Consider the following 19,279-nt stretch of genomic DNA (forward strand, 5'->3'; position numbering starts at 1 on the left):
TGTTTAAGAGTGTCCACTGGCGCGCTTACAACAAGCACACCTGGACCTTGACACCGCCGGACGGCTAGTACCAGCTCACCTGCCGAGGCACCCGGTCCTTGAACCTTGCTGGATGCACAGTCTTGAACACGTCGATGAAGTTGCTTTCGAACTGCTTCATTTCCGGAGAGTTGCATTGATACTCATCACTAAAGGCTTTCATCTTGCGAACCTCACGAACGTAGGCGGGGCCTTCAAGAATACTGCCTATTAGACTGCCAACTATTGAGGCCTCTCGTACATCGCAATAAGCAGTGCATATCTCAACAAACTCTTCGTTAATTAAATAGCGGCCATACAACTCCGCACCGCCGAATTTGTCGACGACCTGACCAAGACCATTTTGCAAAACTATCGTGTTGGTTGTACGCTCAAAAACCATCTCTTGCGCGCCCTCATTGAGGCATGCCTCGGGGTGGTTCTGGTAGTCGTACATGTACTCGTCGATCAGATGATTCAGTACGGTAATACGCTCATTGCCGTCACCACCGGTCCGTTTTGCATAGTCTTGCAGAACTTTGGTCGACGTCGAAATCAGCGTTGGTTCGATTTCACGCACGCTGTCATCGTCGCCCAGATAGATGGCACGGAGAAACCTGGAGCCATTCGGCCCGCAAAAAGGTCCACTGGTGCAAGGGTCGGATTCGAGTGATTGCGCCCACGTACTGCTATCCGGCGATATGTTCTTGAACATCCTGATCGCCAGCGCTTCATCTGCAACCAGGTACACCTCCTTCGTACGCTCTGAATTCGTAACAGGTTGCGCGCACTCTTTGCGCGTCGGCTTGCCGCGCCAACCCGCACACACCGAGGCTTCGTGGGATTCGATCTTTCCAACGTAGGTATTTGTCTTGATCCAGTCGCTGGCAGTGCTGTCAAATTCGATTCTTGCGGTATCCAGTACCCCCAGTCCTGCGGCGGACATTATTTCGCCAGAGACCGTATCCTTGATATTAGGGATAAACGTGATCTTGGACGACGCTGGCATCTCACGCACCACGTGGGTTTTTTCGCCCGGCATGAAATTGGAGCTCGAGCCGAATACGCGTGTGATGTAGCTCTGGGCACCGAAGGCTGTGCTTATCGTAATGCGACCGACGCCGTGTTTATCTACCCAATAAAGACCATCGTACGTGTCGGGTGCGTTCATATCGCCAGTTGCGCTGTCGAGCGACGCAAGTGTGCCTGCGCTGATTCCATCCATAAAGGCATGGAGCGTGTCGGCTGCTGCGCAGACCGTCTCTGGCATGCCCCCTGAAGAACCGATAAGAGACAAGGCCTGCCAATCAATACCCGCTTGCCGAGGATAGTAGACAACGTCTGTCTCCGCCTTCATGTTATATCCCCGGACCTTGTGTTGGGTAACGGCAACGCTTGCATCGTCTACCGGGCGTACCTCTAACTTGATGTACGGCGTTTCTTTCGCCAAACGATAAGCGGCAGCCATGCGCTGCTGGTTACACTGGCTGTTTCGTGATGGTGCAGGCGTCGGTGCTAATGCCGGGTTCAGAATAGCTGCGAGATCCCGCTCGGAAGGCCAGCGCGTTCGCGCCGATGCACTGCCGGCATATTGTGACTTGTATACCTGTATTAGCTTTTCCATCCCAGGTGATGCGGACACTTTCTGCATTCGGAACGCGGATACGCCGTCGGTGTCACGGAGTCGTGATTGCGTCTCTGCAACCCACTCCTTACCCACTTCTTCAGTAGAATAGAGATAGAACTCGTTGATGCGGTTTGTGCAAGCGCGCTTACGTTCGTCCACGCGTTGCCCCCACTCCACAACCTCGGAGCGATCTGCAGTGGGGTCTCTATGAGTCCATTGTGGTTTCGGATCACTGGGCAAAACGAACTCGGTCATCCACTTCTCGGGGATAATCCGAAAGCCGAAATAGGCACGAAGATGTACGTCCTCGGGTGCTTGATTCCGAGGATAGCGAGTCGGCAATCCATTACGCGCCTCCTCAAACTCGAAGGCGCATTTGCCATCCGGTGTGCGCACGATGCCATGGATGATTGTGAACGCGCTTTTCGATGGCACATCTGTTCGGGCCTGCCGCTCCCATATCGCGATTTCCGCAGGGCCGGTTGGCAGTTCGATCTTCCATGTGCCAACCAGTGGCCTTAGCCAGCCGACATCGTTTCCTTTAGCATAGGCCGGTGTTCCTGACCCGGCCAGACCAACCACCGATAGCAACAGCAACAACGACAGCAAGCGCGTGCCCGCGCCAGAGAATACCGATAAGCAAAAGTCAGTGGTTAGAATAGTATTGTTATGCATGTTCTGGTTATCAATCCTTAATATTCGCGCCAACAGGGTTGGATGGCCGTCCGACATGACCGAAAGCAGAAGCTGTTTCTCCGCCATATACACCTTGGCAAATTCCGGGTCGTGTGACTGAATTGACTCTGAATTGTCGATTAGATCCGCCAGCTTTATCGTGTGTACCCATGCATCACCTTCGGTAAGGAAGGGCTTTTCTGCCAAATCATCGATACATCGCGTAGATGAATTTCACCGCCAAAGTACGGCATATCGAGAATCGTGACACCTTCCACCGCCTCGGGTCCCAGGAATATGACCGAGCTTCTGCTCCGAGGCTCGCACTCCGCCTTACACGGATTGATCTCCACGATAGTCGCGTCCATCAAAGCGTTGCCCGAAGGACAGACTTCGCCAACCTGATGCTCCAGTATAAACCTCCTGCCTTTCGTCTTTGCAACAGGTCGCGACAAATTGGCCCTCGACAGACAAGCCGATACATCGCTTCGGAAGAAGATCACCTCACTCGACCCCAACACACGCCGGTTCGCGAGCACCGAGAATCGCAGCATCGGTGGCCGCTCGGTTTGTCCTGATTGCGGAATGCTTTCGACTAACCCGTACCCGATAACAGAGAGCTCATCGGGTCCGGGAAACCGTTTCAGGCCAAACGCCTTGACTATGTCCGGCACGAAGCAGTTAGAGAAAACGCCAGCTGCTGGCGCATGATTGCATAACAGGCCGGCCACGAGAATCGCGATTACACGTTTATAACTATTCATCCCTGCCTCTGCCTTTCCTGCATTCCGCAGGCCTGCTACGAAGATCAAGCTTAGTTCGAATAGACCATTAGGTCAGCTAACCATTGCGGTTAGTTGCTCGATGCAGCACAACTAACCGCAATGGTTAGCTGCTCGAGGTAGCACGGTCGTTTACAATTTAAGCTCGAAGACAAGGAAACAGCAATGCAGTTCGCAACCGGCCTGCAAGGATCAGAAAGCAATGAGAACTCTGAAAAAAGTCCCAAGTGAAGGTGGGTCAGGTGGAAAGCGAGGACACTCTGGCATGGAGCACCGGGTGTATTCCGATGAAATCAAACAGGCCGCACGACATCAGCGCCGGAACGGGGACAGGCAATCGGTACAACAAGGGCTGGATGACACGATTGATCGCGATCAATCTATTCGAGCGCATCCAAATCAATAATCGCGATCTCGCCACTCCACGAGCCCGCCGCCAAGAGCGGCTTGCTCTTGTGAAAACTGAGACTGCCGACGCGTTTGCGCAGGTTCACCTCTGCCCGCAAAGTACAGGTCTCGGCATCCCACACTCGCACATAGCCCCAGCGGTCGGTTCCGCCCCCTGTCGCAATCAGGCGCCCCTTTGGGCTCAGCTTGAGAATGCGAAGTCCGTGTCCGTCCTTGTCGCTGTCAAAGCGGCAGTGCGCAGCGTTTTTCTGAAAATCCCAAACAACGACACGACTCTTGTATGAACCCAGAACCATACGTTTGCTGTCCGGGGCAAAGCCGAGATGGTTAAATGTGGCGCGCGAGAAATCGATACGCGTCTCCGGCAGCCGTGTTGCTGCATCATAGATCAGCACCTTCCCACCGGAGCGCGAGTCGCCATCGCCATCACCATCCGCGGAGATTACGAAGCGCGACCCATCGGGTGCGTAGTCGACTGCGCCAACCCTGATGACGCCGGATTCCCAAACCAGGCGATCAGAAGCCGGGGCTTCAATAACAGCCTGGCGATCCATGACTGACAGCAGTAGTGTTCGATCCGGCGCGTAGGCCGCGCGGTAGTCAGGCCCCGTCAATTTTCGCAACATCTTGCCGGTCGCTAAGTCGTACGCGGCACCGGAATCTCTTGCGCGACCAAGCATCAGGAATTCCGCGTCGTCATCCGATCGCGTGATGTGCACGCTACTGCAGGACTGGCATCGTTCGAAGCGGGTCGCCTGTCTGCCGGACACTGCATCAATAAGCAAAACATCACGATTGAGGGCCACCGCTAACACAAGACTCTCTGCAGGAAAAGTCAGTCCGTTCACCGCATCATCAACTTGATGTAGTACCACCGGTACTTCGGCGAGATCGTAATCGCCGCTTCCCTCGATGCGATCCGGCTCAACAATAACGCTTAACGACCCGTCCGCAATCGCCACAGAATTCGATTCCGCCTGTCCCGCGGCGGTAGCGGGATCCTCACTGCACGAAATCATCAGCACGGACATGCACAGCAGGAGGAGCTTTCCAGCTTGCAATGATTGCTTTCCGATAGTCCGCCAGCTAAACCTGCGGCGCAAAACGATTCTCATTTGGGCGCCGAGATGCAGCTCTCCAGATAGCGCTCGACATTCTGTCTGGGTAGATCTTCAGTTGCTGCATCGAAATCGCCGCCCGCCTCAACCTCGGTAATCAAACGCGAGACCACAGCTGAAGGCTCTCCGCGCACAATCTGGCGCGAGAAACACTCGCACGCTTTGGCCGGCCCTTCCTGCGAAAAGCTGAAAACAAAAACCAGGGCGCTGTCTTCGCAAGACGCGGACAGCTTGCGCACCTTCCCGTCCTCAAGACCCTTCGCCGCACCGATCGCGATACGCGCCGCGACTTCCAGACCACTCATTTCCGGTTTGCTCTCCGACCGGGCGACCGCCGCTTGACCAGCGCCTGCCGATGGCCAAACGTTCAGTGCATCGGAGCCTTTCGGCTTGAGGTTGAATGTCGGGAAAACGTCATTGGGAATGACGCCGAATGACATCCGATATGGGGCGAACCCTTCGTCACACGGTGGTGTGTACCTGTCCCGGACCACACCCAGTCCGCTCTTGTAACTCAAAGAACCATTCGTTGGTGCACAAATCACTGAAGGCGCCCATTTCGTGTCGCCGGCAGCCGTCACATCTTCAAGAATATAGACGGGATTACCGCGCACGCCCTTGTCGTTCACTTGAAGAAAACCGACTGCAATGGTATCGAAACCTGTGTGGTTTATATTCTTACAGTCGCGCGGCTCTATCGTGTACCAACCCGAAATTTTCGCCTGCTCACCGCCAAAAAGAGAACTATTGGTCGCGAAGTATATGTAACTCAGTTCGATGTCACCCTTGTTGCATACTTCCACCCGGTTGCCGTAGTTCTGAGCAGCCGCGGGAATTGGCAACAGGCAAACGCTCAAAAGGCAGACAAGCCGGTAAAGGCTCTTGCTACGGGGCGCTTTTCGTGTCGAGTCTTCCAGCATGGATCACATCGTAGGATCGGGAACATTGAAAGTCACGTCACAATTTCGGTTAGTTCAGATTTGCTGCTGCAAATGCACTATACTGATGGTTGAATGATCTCTGACAGACGCATCTTATCGCCAGCTTTGTGGCGCGCAATCTTTGGCGCCATCATTGCGATCGCGCTGACATCATGTCTTGCGACCACAGACCGACTGGCCGTGTACGAGAAAACAGTGCTCAGCCAGGAACAGGTCGCTGCGCTGGCCGGCTACTACGGTTGGGTAGGTGAGCAACGGAGTATCGCCAGCATTAGCTTCGCGCCGCGAACCGATAGCTGGCCCTATCGGCCACCCGGGCACGCATCAAGCAAAGAGCAACTGGCGTCGGCAAATTTTGCATTCAAGTCCTTGACCGTATTCGACGACGGTGACGCAGCCGTACGCGTCCTGAAAGGCGTTGCCATTTTCGCGGCCATCCCGGGTACCGAACTCATACTGGCGAGCATTCCTGGCGAAACGCTTCGCTTGAATGATGAGACCGGCAACATGACAACGGCCAGTGAGCAAAACACCGGGAGCAACCTGTTCTTCGTCCTGAAGCGAGATGGCAGCGAGCTGAGGAATCAATTCTATGCCGATAACGACGAGGCTTTGAGGACCGCGGTTGGCGATCCGTCAAAACCGCTGCCCGTCGGCAAGTTACTGGACTACCTGCAGGAACACGCAGAAGAGCGCTTCTTCGCGGCCGATATACCGGCGTACGCGATGTCCACGCCGCAACAAAAACGACTCTTTGAGCAGGAGATCAACGCGGCATTATCCGAGGACCGGGAAAAAGCGATTCGCGGAGCCGCACCGGGTGCGCAGCCGCAGAAAGGGCCTGCTCGTTAGTCGCCCGGCAGTATAGACGCGTTGGTAATCATCAGGACGGGGACTTCAAAAGCGCTGGCGTTATGCAGAATGATTTTCGCGATGCCATCGTTTGACGGACGCCACCGACAGATCAGCATGCCATGCCGGCTTGAGTCGCTGCACACCGACGTCTCGTTTTCCTCAACGACCCGCAACGTCACACCACTGCTTGCCGGTGCCTCTACATAGACGATCGCGCCGTTGTCGGAGGAGACGCCGACCCGAAAGTGTCTGCTATGTGTTGCTGCGAGCGTATAGGTTGTCAGCCGCTGACTCTTGAGCGCACCTGTGAAGTTACCCAGTTTGCCGAGATGGCTCAACCGCTGTTCCGGGTCCAGATCAATCGCCGACAAGATCTGGTCGATCTCCGTCTGCATCTGCGTGTTGTCCGCCGCGACGATCCTCGCCAGGCGTATCATCTCGAGCGTTTTTTCTGACAGACGCGTGGCCGCCGATTCGGACAGAAAAGTATTCGAAACCTCGAGGCGTTGTAACGCCGCGCGGACCATTGCAGGAGCATCGCCTGCCGCTCGCGCGATCTCGAACGCCCGCGACGCCTCCTCGAGTACGCTGACAGTGCGGTCGACGAGAGTGCGTTCGCGCTCGTCTCGGGGGCTTTCACCAGTCTTTTCTGCGCTGTGCGAAACACAGCCGGATATAAACGCCGCACAACACAGCAACAGGCCGACTCCTCGCGCCACACGTGGCTCGTTAATGGACGATGTCAATTCAATATCGATGCGCATAACCGAATAGGTTAGGTCTGAGGCACTTGAATATAGCGTAAACTGCCGCGTCGGTCATCGTTAAAGGAGCGCGCATTGACAGTCGATAGCGAGACACGCGAAAACGCGGAATCAAAAGCGCTCTCTGGGGTCACCGTGCTGGTTGTCGAGGACGAGAGGTCCGATGCAGAACTGGTACTTCGCCAGATCCAGAGACTGGGCGGCAGCGGGCTGCATACCGACACGGTGCAGGGTGCGCGCGAATTATTGACTAAACGCAGCATCGACCTCGTGGTGCTTGATCGAATGCTCGCCGGCAGCGAGCACGGGCTCGATCTTCTGACCTGGTTCGGGGAAATCGAAATGTCGGCCCCGCCCGTCCTGATCGCCAGCCGGCTCGCCACCAGCGACGATCATATTCTCGGGCTGGAGCTTGGCGCGGATGATTACATCGACAAGCCTTTCGATCCTCGGGAGCTGACCGCGCGAGTAAAGGCTTTGCTGCGACGGGCCGAGGCACAGCGCTCACCCCTATCCGTTATCGTCTGGGGTCCGCTTGAAGTGCGTTCAATCAACCAGGTTGCACTCTGGCACGGAGAGCGTATTTCGATGAGACCCCAATCGTTCGCCGTCCTGAATATGCTGGCAGGCCTCAAGGGCGAGTATCTCAGCCGCGCAAGTCTGTGGCGTGAAGTGTGGAAAAAGAACAAGGCATTACCGCCCCAGGACACAGTAATCAACACTGAAATTTCCAGGCTGCGGTCAAGCCTCAAAGATTTGCCAAACGGACCCCGAATCATCGCCGAGGAGCTGGGTTTTCGGCTCGTCATCAAGGAGTGACAAGTAGGTGCCAGACGCAAGAAACCTAGCCAAGGTTCGCCGCCCATTGTTTCGACGCGTTCTGGTTGTCAATGTCACATTATCGTTTCTTCTGGCAGTCGCTGCAGTCGGCGCTGCCTATCTGGCAGTCGGCAAGGCTGTCGAGGCATCGGCGCGCGCTGACATCGAGGCAGAAATTCGTATTCTCGATCAGCACGGTGAGCTGCATCAGGGATTCGGCTATGCCAATGCGATTAGCTTCAGGATTCTTCCGCACGAGGATGCAAAGAATGTCGATTTATCGGTTCGAGATGAACTGACAGCAAGACCGTCTCTCTCCGTCTATCTGCTGCTGCGCGAGGATCACTCTGCGGTGGTCGGCAATCTTTCAGGCTGGCCCGCCAATACGCCCTACACGGAAGGGTGGCTAAGGTTCGATGGGTCTGACGCGGGTGCCGCACCGGGCGCTATTATCGCGAAGGTCAAGGGCGTGCACGGAAACCGCTTTACTCTGGTTGTAGGACGCCGACTGGCCACCTACGACGCGCTCTACCAAAGCTTTATTCCGACAATGATCATTATCGCGATCGCGATGGCTGCGCTTTCAACGCTGATCATCGGCGCGCTGGCGCGCCGTTTTGGCGCTCGGGTCAATGTATTGAATGCTGTCTTCGCGAAGGTTCGTAGCGGTGCAGTCAATAACCGGGTGCCCTCGAACGAAGTCGAGCGAGACGACGAACTCGGCGCCCTGGCTACCGAGATCAATACGGCGCTGGATGAAATTTCTCGATTAATGACGGGACTGGATGCCGTAAGTCAAACTGCAGCGCATGAACTCAACAAGGAAGTGGGCCGACTGCGGGAACTTGCGATCAGCGCCGGGAATGAGCAGATCCGGAAAGCAGCGGACGCTTTGCTAGCACTACTCAGTGAAATACTCGAGTTGGCAAGAATCGACTCGGCGCTAGGATTTGCGATGCAGCATGTCGACCTCGGGGATTCTGTCATGGAGGCCGTCACGTTGTATCAGGATTCGTACGACGAGAAGGGTGTCGCATTGAGCGTGTCGCTGCTGAAGACCCCCGCAACGATATTGGGCCGTGCACCCTTGCTAACTAATCTCGTTGCCAATCTTCTGAGCAATGCACTGAAACATACGCCTCCCAGCGGTAGCGTCTCGGTAACAGTTTCCCGTGATGCAGGCTCGGTCACCTTGTGCGTCGCCGACACCGGACCGGGCGCGGACAGTGAGAGCGTCTCTGAGCTGGTTGCACGCGGCGCAACCGGCCCCGTTGCGGGCTACGGGTTCGGATTGCGCTTCGTTCAGGCCGTCGCTATTCGGCACGGCGCGCGCGTTACACTCAAAAACGGACAGCAGGGTCTGAGCGTGTTTATCGTATTTCCTGCCACGCAGACTCGAGCCTGATGCGTCGTGCGGCTGGATTCCGGTTGAGACATCATGAATAGACGAAAAGACACGAAGCCAAATCGATTGGCAGTCTGGGGCCACTCCATGCTGAACAAGTTATCGGGTCGCAGCAGGACGCAGCGCAAGCGCGAGGCCAGCAAGAAACGCCGCGCTGCGTTAAAGCGTGAGCTGGACCGTGAACGCGAATAGACCATCAAGCATCTCAAGCGACATTGTCGCAATACAGTCGGGTGTTGTCGGCGATCAGAGGAAACAAATAACCAGAAACAGGCGGGTAGAGATTTCGACATGAGCAAACAAATCGTTCGAATATTAGGTCTGGGTATCATGCTGCTCGTCGGCTCAGCCCTCCCGGCCGTGGCGCAGACACCCGCATTTCCGCCAGCGGCGAACATTGCCGGCGACTGGGACGGAATTTTTCAGTGTGATGGCTATACGAATCAATTCTCGATAGAACTGCAAAGCAGTGATCAGCGCCGTCTTTCGGGCTCGATGCAACGCAGCATCCTTGGGCCTACGTTCAGGAAACACCAGCAACCCTATGAGAAATCGCTGCAGGTCATCGGTCAGTACGACAGCCGGACCGGCACCATTGCGCTGGGTACAGGACAGGGCCGGGCTCAGGAAATCCAGATGCAGGGCATTGTGTCTCCGACAGGTGAGCGCATGACCGGGACAGTGAAGTGGTCGCTCGGCCGCGGCTGCAGCAGCGTTGTGATGGGCAAACGTTTCTCACGCGAAGTGTCGTCGATTCTCGAGCGCGCCAAACCAACGCTGTATCGGCCGAAAGTTGACCCGCGCGCCAATTGCGACAACAGGATCGTTGAGTGGATCAGCCAACCGCTTGGCTATGACCAGTACTCCTACCAGCTGCGCGGTGCGGCCGGCTATGCAAGCCTTGCGCTGTTTGAAGACAGCCGCTTCGAACCATTCTTTGGCAAACCCTACAGCAAGATGTCCAAGCGCGATCTTACGAAACTCGAGAACCAGATTGCGCGGCCCTGTTGGGGCGCACTGCAGGCTATCGGCGGGGACGCAAAAACAGCTACCGGTGTATTGAGTGTCGTGCGCCAATTGCCCGGCAGCAACGTCAATGTCGCGTTGTACCCTTACGCTCGCGCCATTGCCCGCGCCTGGCAAGACCATTCGATTGCATCGGCTGATCCGGCAAACAGCCAGCAGGTCGGCCAGTTCACTAACGCGGCGCGGCTGTTTACTCAGGTCCTGTGGCCCGAAGGAGACTTCAGTTTCAGCGAACAGCTGGCCAACAAGAAATCCAACACCGGTACACAGCGCATGAATGCGGCACTCAAGGAACTGCTCAGTGAGCCATCGCCGACGTTTGACGCGTTGGAGCGGATCGCGGCGTTCGAACTACGCATCGTTGTCGGTAGTGCCAGCGCGATGGAATCGCCAAACCGCGTTACCCGCCGCAGCCGTTCAGAGCAGGCGGCGGCCAGCCAGGCGTTGCAAGCGGCACGCGCAGAGGCGCGAGCCGAGTATGTGGTCACCGCAGAAGCGGCGAGCGCGGCGGGCGCATCAATTCGCAGCTACCTCAACCGACACGCTGCTGACGCTGCGACCGCGTATGCCAGTGAGCAGGTGACGGTGCAACAAGCGCGCGACAATCTCGCGAGTATTGGCCGCCGGAGCGACAGCCGACTGCGCGCCTATCTCGAACCGGGTGTGATGCGACAGGTTGACGCTATTTTCTCGTCACAACGAAACCAACTGGCCAACCAGTTCGCCGTGACAGAGAAAAGCATGTATGCCCTGCTGAGGGCGACAACGCCAAAGGACCTCGCCGGCCTGAAGTCGCTGAATGCGTTTGACCAAGTACTGCGAAAAAAATACGGCGAGCTGTTCATGCTGAATGCATTTTCCGCGCTGCGAGCGGCCGCAGCCACAGATCGCCAGCGCATACTGTCAAGCCAGCAACAGATACTGATCGGACAGATCCGGCAGTCTGACACGGTCAGCGCAATGCAAGATATTGTCGACACCACGGTACTGGCCGTCGACAGACAAAGCGGCGCGTTCGAGCCAATCCAGAGAGCCTTGACCGCGAGGCGTCAGGAACTCGCACCATTCACCGGTTATCCCGGTGCCGATTTTCTCAATGCCGTCTATGCCGGTGATGTGCGGACGATCGATGCCATTGATACGGAGTACCGAAATCAATTCAAGCGGTCATTGAGCGAGCTTGGTGGCGCCGGTGTCTTCGATAATTTCTACCGCTACGCCATTGACCAGATACGACTGATCGACCCGGTAATGGCCGTGTACTTGTTGAACTATCAGAAAAATTACAAGCGGTGCCTGCGCATCGATGCCGCCGCCTTTACTGTCACGCGCACAGTTCCAACCACAGTCACGACGAACCTTCTCGGCGTTGAAATAGCGCGCAGCGAAGGCTACACAATCAACGACGATTTTCTGGTTAATAAAGATTTCGAGTCTGCGTTCCGGCGCGTCGGCAAGATGCAGCCGACCAACTTCCTTGCCAAGCTGGTCGACCAGTATATGAGCAACGGCGGCATCACCGCAGTCACTGATGGCACGCGCCGAATGATGCGCGAGCAGGCGTGCGATGGCGAGGTCGTTGAGCGGATGGAAGAGCGCATGCGCGCGGCGTTGTTTCGTTAGCGCCAGTGATTCGTTCTTCCGCTCACAAGCGACTACCGGCGCCTCAAATCCCCATTGCAGCTTTGCTTCGCCCTGATGTTGCCAAAAACTTTCGTTGCGACCGACGTAGCGAGTGCCGCGGGCACTAACTCCCTGAAACATCAAAGACACGCTGTCAGCGCGTTCTGCGATCAGAACCGGCGGATCGGAGTCGAAGCAGGAGACAACAAGCTCGTGGCTGGGACGAACTGAGCGCGCTCTGGAATGCTGGTCTATCGCTACTTGTCTACCAGCGCTTTCCGCGAGTGAAACGGGAGCGCTTTATGACGGAGACGATTCGCCGGTTTGAACAGGAGCTCTCTGGCGCGGCGGTTACAGCGTTCCGGACGCCGAATGTCGCGTTGGGTCTAGGACGGATAAAAGCCCTATCGGGAGTAGACATCCTCGCTGATTGTGCTGACCGCACCTGCAGACCTGTCGAAGTTTCCATCTATTGACCCGAAAACCCTGTTCGCGGTGTTGGAAATGCCATTCCTATCCGGTCAATTCTGAACGAACGCGCGCAACCGCTCGTGCCGTGCCGTTTCCCTGGCGTCCTTGCTAGTCGGATGCTGTTGGCTTGGAATCCTTGCCAGCGAAAAGCGGCAACGCACCCGGCGGCGCTCTGCTCGGTGGCACCAGCAATGGCCGAGTCGGTGTTTCCTGTTCTTTCTGGCGCAGCTGATCGAGGATCCGGTCGATGACGTCCTGGTCCTCGATACATGCGATGACCCTGACAGATCCGCCACAAAGACTGCAGACCTCGACAAGGTGAATTGGCGCGAAGCGCCAAGAGAGGGTGCCCTGGGGCATGTCGATGTTGAAAACACGCTTTAGCCGCTGAGCCCAGGTCATAGCGGCAGGGCCCACCCCTCTTTATGGGTGTGGCGCTCCGCGGATGTGCGGACTTCTGCGTTGGAGATAGACTTGATGCCCTTCCCGCGTCTCGCGGGCGTGACGAGCCCACGCCAGCGGTGGTTTGGAGCGAGAACGCCATGGTAGCGGGTGAGGTTGACCCTCGGCTTTGGCACCAGCGCCGCCAGACGGGCAACGGCAAATCGGCAGGAGAGCCGATTTGGACGACCGCAGGTCGCCCGGAGGGTGACGCACAGGGATGTGCGTCATCCAATCCACCGGCTCGAAGGCCACCTGGGTCGTGCCGTCCCGGTACGGTGTCTTCAGGGTGTAAACCACCTTGCCCGTGGAGCTCAGTGAAAGGCGAGGAACTGCCACGGCAGGGCGGGAAATATACCGAGGGCCTGCCCCGCTCTATCGGGTACACAGGCGCTCACGCTTGTCTTTCTGATTCCCCTCACAGCTGACCCCGGCGTGGAGAGAGAAACCATTGGCCCTAGCCACCCGCTCCAGTCCAGGATCAGGTCTGTCCAGCGGACGGATGGTGCGGATCATGAACGCTTTACGTCCCTGCTGTGGGCCAACGGCTATGCGGTAGGAGATGGAGCTGCCCAGAATCTGCGGCATGGCATCGGCATCCTCGGCGAGCTCGAGGTCCAGCCAGGCGCTCTCGGTGTCCTGTTCCAGCAAGCCCTGGCGCTCAAGGCAGCGGCCGACGCGTTGGCTGATCAGTTGAACCAACTCCTCCAACTCGCTTTTGTCCGGTGCCTTGACGCGGCGAAATCGGGGTGGTCGATTGTCGCGACGCACATAGACGCCATCCAGGAACAGGATGTGGAAGTGAATATTCAAATTGAGAGCGGATCCGAAGCGCTGGATTAGCGTTACGGCCCCGGTGGCGCCATCCTGGAGCGATAATCCGGCCTTATGGATCAAGTGGGTGGAAATCGCCCGGTAAACGATGCCCAGCACCTTGCCTATGGCCTGGGGGTGAGCGGCAAACAGGTAGCGCAGGGGAAAGGGGAAGCTGATGACCCACTGGCGAAGCGGGACATCCGGAAATACCTCATCGGCTAGCAGGGCGGCGGTCTCGGCCATGCGGCGGGCGCCACAGCTGGGGCAGAACCCGCGTTTCTTGCAGGAAAATGCTACAAGTCTTTCGAAATGACATTTGTCACAGCGCACCCGGAGAAAGCCGTGCTCGAGGCGGCCGCACTTCAGGAAAGAATCGAATTCCCTGTGGACATGATCTGGTAGTGATTTCCCCTGCTGGGCCAGTTGGGCCACGAGGACGGGGTAGTGTTTTTCGACGAGTTGGTAGAGCAGGGTCTGCTCGGGTTGATGGCGTTCGTAGGGAGTGCTGACAAAGCCCTGCCGACCCCGTAACTGCATCGCGGATCCGCCCTGGATCGCCATCGTGCGGAGCGGTCCAGATTGGAGTGGCGAGCTGCGAGACGCCACGTCCGAAGCGGTCGTCGATATTGCCCATCGAGCATTAAATAACCATCATTAGTCGCAGCATCGTCTGCCCCGCCCCGGTGCAACTTGCGTCGGTGAATGGTCCTCGCTACGCAGACCGGACGCTCGACGACACGTCAAACCAAAGGCAACTTATCGAGGACAGTGTGTTCGGCCATCCCCGTCTACTCAGACCACGGTGTACTCGAGGCATGATCGCGCACCCTACAAGCGCAAAGTCTGGGCGCTGCATCAAGAATCCACGTCATCACAATTCGCATATCCAGCCTCTCGCTGGCTGCGCACCGCCAGCACGAACGCGGTGTCGATTTCCGGAATGTATTTGTACAGGACCAGGTAGCCTTCTGCGGCTCGGCCAACGATCAGCTCACGCAGATCGTGACGCACTGGACGCCCAACCAGGGGGCTGTGCGTTAAAACGTCAATGGCGTCGATCAGTCCGGAGATTCGTTCATCGACGCGCAACGCATCGTGCTGAGTCAAGTGATCGACGATACGGTCGAGATCGCCGGCGACCTCGGACGCAAACTCGATCCTGGCCAAAGTCTTAGTCCGCTAGTGGACGTGCCGCCGGCGCGTCGATGTTCTCACCGGCTACCCGGCGTTCAAGGTAGCGTCGCATCTCCGACCAGGGAACGGTCTGCCCCGTTTTGGCGATCGCAGCGTAGCGCCGATCTGCCTCGTTGAGGAGGCGGTTACGTGCCTCGTCGGCATCGACGCGATCCGAGATCGCCTGGAGGATCAACGCGTGAGAAGTCATTCCCGCCTGCTCCGCAATGTCGGCGAGGCGTTTTTTCAGGTCGTCGGGCAGGCGAACAGTCGTTGTAGACATGGTGATGCGCTCCGCAATCCAGATGCGCCGCTACAGTAGCAGAAATGTGCTACAGCGCCGAGTGGCCGACAAAGCGATTGCAGAATCTCCTAGGGCGGCAAAAGACGCGGCGAAGCGTAGGCGCGGGCCGCGCAAGATGATCGCGTGCTGCCCCGATTGGTACTGCTTGTGCCCCGCTTGGTACCGCTTGTGCGCCGATTGGTACCGAGAAGGCCTGCTGGCACTGTTCGGCACCGGTTGATGTTCCGCGCGACACCAATCGGCGCCGCAAGCCGCGACGTGCTTTGAGGACCGCCACAACGACCGCCGAGGACCCCGCACGCAGGAGAGATCGATAGCAAGCGGGTGCCAGCTTGAGTGAAAGCTGGCGTCCACCTTGCGGCGTTCGCTAGCCGCCCGCGTCACTAGCGAGCGAAGCGTGGTAGTGACGTGGGCGCCCGCGCTATACGGCGATAAACTCAGAAACACTTCTGCTCCATGTGGTTTCAGGGGTGGTTCCACTGGAACCACTGCATTAGGTAGCGAAATTTGTGGATATCCGTGCGCAAAAACCGCGCTCAATACCGCTGAAGTGTCATTCTTCGACCGCGTCCTGACAATCAAAGCACCAGGTGTCCGATAAAAACCACACCGGATGCGGATCGAATTCCCTGTGACACCCGTATTACGCGTTCGTATAGTGGACCCACTAGACGCGGCCACTGCGGAAAAGTGGCAAGGATGCCCCCACCTTGCGCAAGCGAAAGGGGTAGGCAGAATCTCGTTGTTTTGGAATCTGCTGAACGCGTCTCTCAGGGCCTGTTTAGGCGCAGCGGTCAGTAATGACCGGGTCCATCTTCGAACTATCGCGGTGCCGCATCATCCGGGTAGCGCTCATTCAAGCCTCTCCCGCTCCGTATGGGGATCTGTTTTAAAACCGCTGTTGATAGTCGGGCGCTCATGCCCGGTTTGAACGACAGTCTCTTCAATCACGCAAGCACACTGGCGGTCAGTGCGTTCTGCTCAATCCAAAAAGGAGAAAGTTCCACCCCAGCTTTTGGCTGGATAACCGTTGGTTTGCACGGGCCAGTTTTCTTGCGAAAACACACCGTGCTGTCTATGGCCAGACACATTCAGGTCAACCGGGATTGGTGTCCCGTGATCGTACTGCTTCGGCGGACCTGCGCAGCAATGTTGCCAGGTGATCAGAAACACTCACCTACGGATACAACACTATGCGAGACCTGAACTACCAACTGAAATTGTTATGCAAACACAGTCACGAAGGCAGCTTCGAAACCCGGTTGGGCCGAGAGCGCCAGTTGAGCGCTATCGCCAACCAGTTACACGACTTGGGGTTCCGACAACTAAAGGCTACATCCCTCAAGCAAAAGCATGTCCAGTCTCTGGTGGACCTGTGGCTCAAACAAAACCTTTCCCCCGGCACCATCAAGAACCGGATGAGCTTTTTGCGCTGGTGGGCAGAGAAAGTGAACAAACGGGCTGTAGTAGCCGGCGGTAACGATTTCTATGGCATACCGGACCGGCAGTTTGTGTCCGAGCAGAGCAAGGCGAAAGACCTGGCCGAGGAGCAACTCGCTCAGGTCAAGGATGAACACGTTCGTATGAGCCTGCGCCTGCAACAGGCCTTTGGGCTAAGGCGGGAAGAAGCCCTCAAGATCCAGCCCCGTTGGGCGGACCGGGGCAAGCACCTGCATCTCAAGGCCAGCTGGACCAAGGGCGGGCGGGAGCGCACGGTGCCGATTCGCACTATAGAGCAGCGAGCTTTACTGGAACAGGCAAAACAACTGGCAGGGCTGGGTTCCCTGATCCCCGGTGGCCGGCAGTACATCGAGCAGCTGAGAATCTACGAGCGCCACACTGCCAATGCCGGGTTATCGAAAATGCATGGCCTGCGCCATGCATATGCCCAGCAGCGCTATCGGGAACTCACCGGCTGGCCATCGCCCCATGCGGGTGGGCCTTCCAAAGCAAAACTCAGCGACGCTCAAAGACGAAGGGATCATGAGGCCCGCCTGACGATAAGCAAAGAGCTGGGCCATGTCAGAGAGCAAATCACTGCTGTTTACTTGGGGCGCTGAGAGATGACTTCGATTCTCCCCAGATTTATTCGTTTGCGTGATGCTCCCGCCTATTTGGGAATGGACAAGAACCGATTCAACCGGGAGGTTCGGAAAAGCCTCACGGAGATTCCCATCGGTAAGCAGGGCATTGCCTTTGATCGGCTTGAAATGGACGCCTGGGCGGAGCAGTATATGGACCGCTGTGGGTGTTCGCCAAAGCATAGAGGAGATTTCCTATGTCAAAGCGAACCCCGGGCCTCTACAAGAGAGGCACCCAGGGCATCTGGCACATTGATAAATGCGTCAGGGGGTATGGCCGACTTCACGAGAGCACTGGAACAAGCGAGCTCGAGGAGGCGGAAAGGTACCTGATTCGACGATTGGAAGAGATGCGCAAGGCGAATGTTTACGGCATTCGAGTGGAGCGCTCTTTTCGGCAGGCGGCCACCAAGTTTTTGCTGGATTACCAGCACAAGCGCAGTATTGGCCGCTATGCACAATCCCTGAAAATTCTGGATCCGCATGTAGGTGATCTGCCTTTGCGCCGGGTCCATCAGGGCACGCTGGAGTCGTTTATCCGGCATCGTCGTAAGCAGGGTATGCGAGCTAATACCATCAACCGTGATTTGGCGGTGGTGCGGCGAATTCTGACGCTTGCCGCCCGATTATGGCGGGATGACTCGGGTTTGACCTGGCTTGAAACAGCCCCTTTGCTGCAGTTGCTTGACTGTGACGATGCCCGAAAGCCATATCCCCTATCATGGGACGAGCAGGCGAGGCTGTTTGCGCGCTTGCCGGAACACTTAAGGGAAATGGCCTTGTTCAAGGTCAATACTGGAACGCGGGAACAGGAAGTGGTTTGTTTACGGTGGGATTGGGAAGTATCAATTCCGGAGCTGAAAACCAGCGTCTTTGTTGTCCCGGGTGGCGGTGTTAAGAATGGGGAGGATCGACTGGTAGTGATGAATGCCGAAGCGCGGGCGGTGATCAATCGCCAACGTGGGAGGAACCCGGAATATGTTTTTACCTACTCGAAGGGTCAGCCTGTTGATCGCATAAATACCAAGGCGTGGCGCAGGGCGCGGGAGGAAGTTGGATTACCTCAGGCGCGGGTACATGATTTGAAGCATACCTTCGGTCGCCGGTTGCGGGCCAAAGGCGTCAGTCATGAAACCCGGCAGGTTCTCCTGGGCCATAAGAACGGCCAGATCACCACGCATTACTCCGCTGCAGAAATTGGGGAACTGATAGACGCGGTGGAGAAAGTGAGTTGGTCCGGTAGTTCAGCGCCGACGCTGACCTTGATTAAAAATGAAAACTCCCGCAAATCTCCCGCAGTTGGGAGACGGGAAAACGTAAAATTGGTTTGATCGATTTGTAAGTTGCTGTTTTTGAAGGTAAAAAATGGTAGCTCATTATGAAACCTGCCCCGGTGACTGACGCAATAAAGCGTTAACCGACGCAGCAATATCTACACTTCGCTAAAATCTTCGCAACTATCTGATTTTTATTATTTTTTAATGCATTTTTGGGCATTTTTATTCCGTTGTGCATTTCTGTTGAGCAGCACTCCCGAATTCTTTCGAAAAAAAAATGCCCATATCGTGGTCTCAAAAAATCGGCTGGTCACCGCGTAGCTGCCGGCGCAATTCTCTCAAATCCATACCTACGACCCTAATTTGCGAATTCAAATGGGGTAACGGGCTTTCCACCCACCTGAACAATTTACTGCCTGATCAACCGCAAAACTTTTGCCACCATCGAACCACCTAAATCATCAAAACAGCGATCTGGGGAGCTATCGAATGGCGACTCAAGCAATCGCGCCCGGCAGTAGTAGTGACCGATTGCAACCAACTGCCAACTTAGAAACCAGCAGCTCAAGACACGCAAAAAGCCCGCATCACATCGCGACACGCCCCCCCCATCGGCTAGGTTGTCCGACCGCCCAAGGCACACCCAACAGCACAA

14 protein-coding genes and 2 pseudogenes are annotated in these 19,279 nt (G+C 56.6%); 7 read left to right on the forward strand and 9 right to left on the reverse strand.

Annotated elements, in window-relative coordinates:
* Positions 1-64: 64 nt before the first annotated feature.
* The 4 genes from KT71_RS16505 to KT71_RS16520 form a co-directional block, all read right to left on the reverse strand.
* Positions 65-2,527, reverse strand: coding sequence for a hypothetical protein (locus tag KT71_RS16505; protein WP_008294206.1), 2,463 nt, complete (start codon positions 2,525-2,527; stop codon positions 65-67).
* Positions 2,476-3,084, reverse strand: coding sequence for a hypothetical protein (locus KT71_RS20800; protein WP_008294205.1), 609 nt, complete (start codon positions 3,082-3,084; stop codon positions 2,476-2,478). Before KT71_RS20800 ends, KT71_RS16505 begins: the two co-directional genes overlap by 52 nt.
* Before the next feature lie 398 nt (positions 3,085-3,482).
* Positions 3,483-4,472 (reverse strand): WD40 repeat domain-containing protein, encoded by a 990-nt coding sequence (locus tag KT71_RS16515; protein ID WP_152025266.1) that lies wholly within the window; start codon positions 4,470-4,472, stop codon positions 3,483-3,485.
* A 149-nt stretch (positions 4,473-4,621) separates the two neighbouring features.
* Positions 4,622-5,548 (reverse strand): hypothetical protein, encoded by a 927-nt coding sequence (locus tag KT71_RS16520; protein WP_008294203.1) that lies wholly within the window; start codon positions 5,546-5,548, stop codon positions 4,622-4,624.
* Between the two features lie 201 nt (positions 5,549-5,749).
* Between KT71_RS16520 and KT71_RS16525 the strand changes: the two genes are divergently transcribed.
* Complete coding sequence (locus tag KT71_RS16525) at positions 5,750-6,421, forward strand: hypothetical protein (RefSeq protein WP_152025267.1); 672 nt, start codon at positions 5,750-5,752, stop codon at positions 6,419-6,421.
* On the opposite strand, the gene KT71_RS16530 is transcribed toward KT71_RS16525, so the two are convergent.
* Positions 6,418-7,188, reverse strand: coding sequence for a hypothetical protein (locus tag KT71_RS16530; protein WP_008294201.1), 771 nt, complete (start codon positions 7,186-7,188; stop codon positions 6,418-6,420). The two genes, KT71_RS16525 and KT71_RS16530, sit on opposite strands and share 4 nt — an antisense overlap.
* Positions 7,189-7,323: 135 nt before the next feature.
* On the opposite strand from KT71_RS16530, the gene KT71_RS16535 reads away from it, so the two are divergent.
* From KT71_RS16535 to KT71_RS21150, 4 genes are all read left to right on the forward strand, one after another.
* Entirely contained in the window at positions 7,324-8,007 is a 684-nt protein-coding gene (locus KT71_RS16535) for a response regulator transcription factor (RefSeq protein WP_040363371.1), read from the forward strand.
* A gap of 7 nt (positions 8,008-8,014) precedes the next feature.
* Entirely contained in the window at positions 8,015-9,412 is a 1,398-nt protein-coding gene (locus KT71_RS16540; protein WP_023660233.1) for a HAMP domain-containing sensor histidine kinase, read from the forward strand.
* A 33-nt stretch (positions 9,413-9,445) separates the two neighbouring features.
* Positions 9,446-9,604, forward strand: coding sequence for a hypothetical protein (locus tag KT71_RS20715; RefSeq protein WP_023660234.1), 159 nt, complete (start codon positions 9,446-9,448; stop codon positions 9,602-9,604).
* A gap of 99 nt (positions 9,605-9,703) precedes the next feature.
* On the forward strand, positions 9,704-12,061 hold the full coding sequence (locus KT71_RS21150; RefSeq protein WP_008294198.1) for a secreted protein: 2,358 nt from the start codon (positions 9,704-9,706) through the stop codon (positions 12,059-12,061).
* A 48-nt stretch (positions 12,062-12,109) separates the two neighbouring features.
* On the opposite strand, the pseudogene KT71_RS21450 reads toward KT71_RS21150, so the two are convergent.
* The 4 genes and pseudogenes from KT71_RS21450 to KT71_RS16565 form a co-directional block, all read right to left on the reverse strand.
* Positions 12,110-12,316, reverse strand: a pseudogene (locus tag KT71_RS21450) (MliC family protein); the annotation flags it as partial.
* Positions 12,317-12,640: 324 nt separating this feature from the next.
* Positions 12,641-14,326: pseudogene (locus tag KT71_RS20320) on the reverse strand (transposase).
* 318 nt (positions 14,327-14,644) lie between these two features.
* On the reverse strand, positions 14,645-14,956 hold the full coding sequence (locus tag KT71_RS16560; RefSeq protein ID WP_008294195.1) for a type II toxin-antitoxin system RelE/ParE family toxin: 312 nt from the start codon (positions 14,954-14,956) through the stop codon (positions 14,645-14,647).
* A gap of 4 nt (positions 14,957-14,960) precedes the next feature.
* Positions 14,961-15,245 carry a CopG family ribbon-helix-helix protein gene (locus tag KT71_RS16565; RefSeq protein ID WP_008294194.1) on the reverse strand — a complete coding sequence of 95 codons (285 nt, stop codon included), beginning with the start codon at positions 15,243-15,245 and terminating at the stop codon, positions 14,961-14,963.
* Positions 15,246-16,459: 1,214 nt separating this feature from the next.
* Between KT71_RS16565 and KT71_RS16570 the strand changes: the two genes are divergently transcribed.
* Positions 16,460-17,326, forward strand: coding sequence for a phage integrase N-terminal domain-containing protein (locus KT71_RS16570; protein WP_008294193.1), 867 nt, complete (start codon positions 16,460-16,462; stop codon positions 17,324-17,326).
* A gap of 371 nt (positions 17,327-17,697) precedes the next feature.
* Positions 17,698-18,678, forward strand: a complete 981-nt coding sequence (locus KT71_RS16575; protein WP_238549547.1) for a tyrosine-type recombinase/integrase — start codon at positions 17,698-17,700, stop codon at positions 18,676-18,678.
* The last annotated feature ends 601 nt before the right edge of the window (positions 18,679-19,279 follow it).

It is taken from the genome of Congregibacter litoralis KT71, assembly GCF_000153125.2.
GTDB classification, from domain to species: domain Bacteria; phylum Pseudomonadota; class Gammaproteobacteria; order Pseudomonadales; family Halieaceae; genus Congregibacter; species Congregibacter litoralis.

What these genes read in the sequence shown, in the direction of transcription:
- KT71_RS20800 (WP_008294205.1), bottom strand. Translation starts at nt 3,084, where the DNA reads ATGAATAGTTATAAACGTGTAATCGCGATTCTCGTGGCCGGCCTGTTA.
- KT71_RS21150 (WP_008294198.1), top strand. Translation starts at nt 9,704, where the DNA reads ATGAGCAAACAAATCGTTCGAATATTAGGTCTGGGTATCATGCTGCTC.
- KT71_RS16570 (WP_008294193.1), top strand. Translation starts at nt 16,460, where the DNA reads ATGCGAGACCTGAACTACCAACTGAAATTGTTATGCAAACACAGTCAC.
- KT71_RS16520 (WP_008294203.1), bottom strand. Translation starts at nt 5,548, where the DNA reads ATGCTGGAAGACTCGACACGAAAAGCGCCCCGTAGCAAGAGCCTTTAC.
- KT71_RS16565 (WP_008294194.1), bottom strand. Translation starts at nt 15,245, where the DNA reads ATGTCTACAACGACTGTTCGCCTGCCCGACGACCTGAAAAAACGCCTC.
- KT71_RS20715 (WP_023660234.1), top strand. Translation starts at nt 9,446, where the DNA reads ATGAATAGACGAAAAGACACGAAGCCAAATCGATTGGCAGTCTGGGGC.
- KT71_RS16575 (WP_238549547.1), top strand. Translation starts at nt 17,698, where the DNA reads ATGCGCAAGGCGAATGTTTACGGCATTCGAGTGGAGCGCTCTTTTCGG.
- KT71_RS16530 (WP_008294201.1), bottom strand. Translation starts at nt 7,188, where the DNA reads ATGCGCATCGATATTGAATTGACATCGTCCATTAACGAGCCACGTGTG.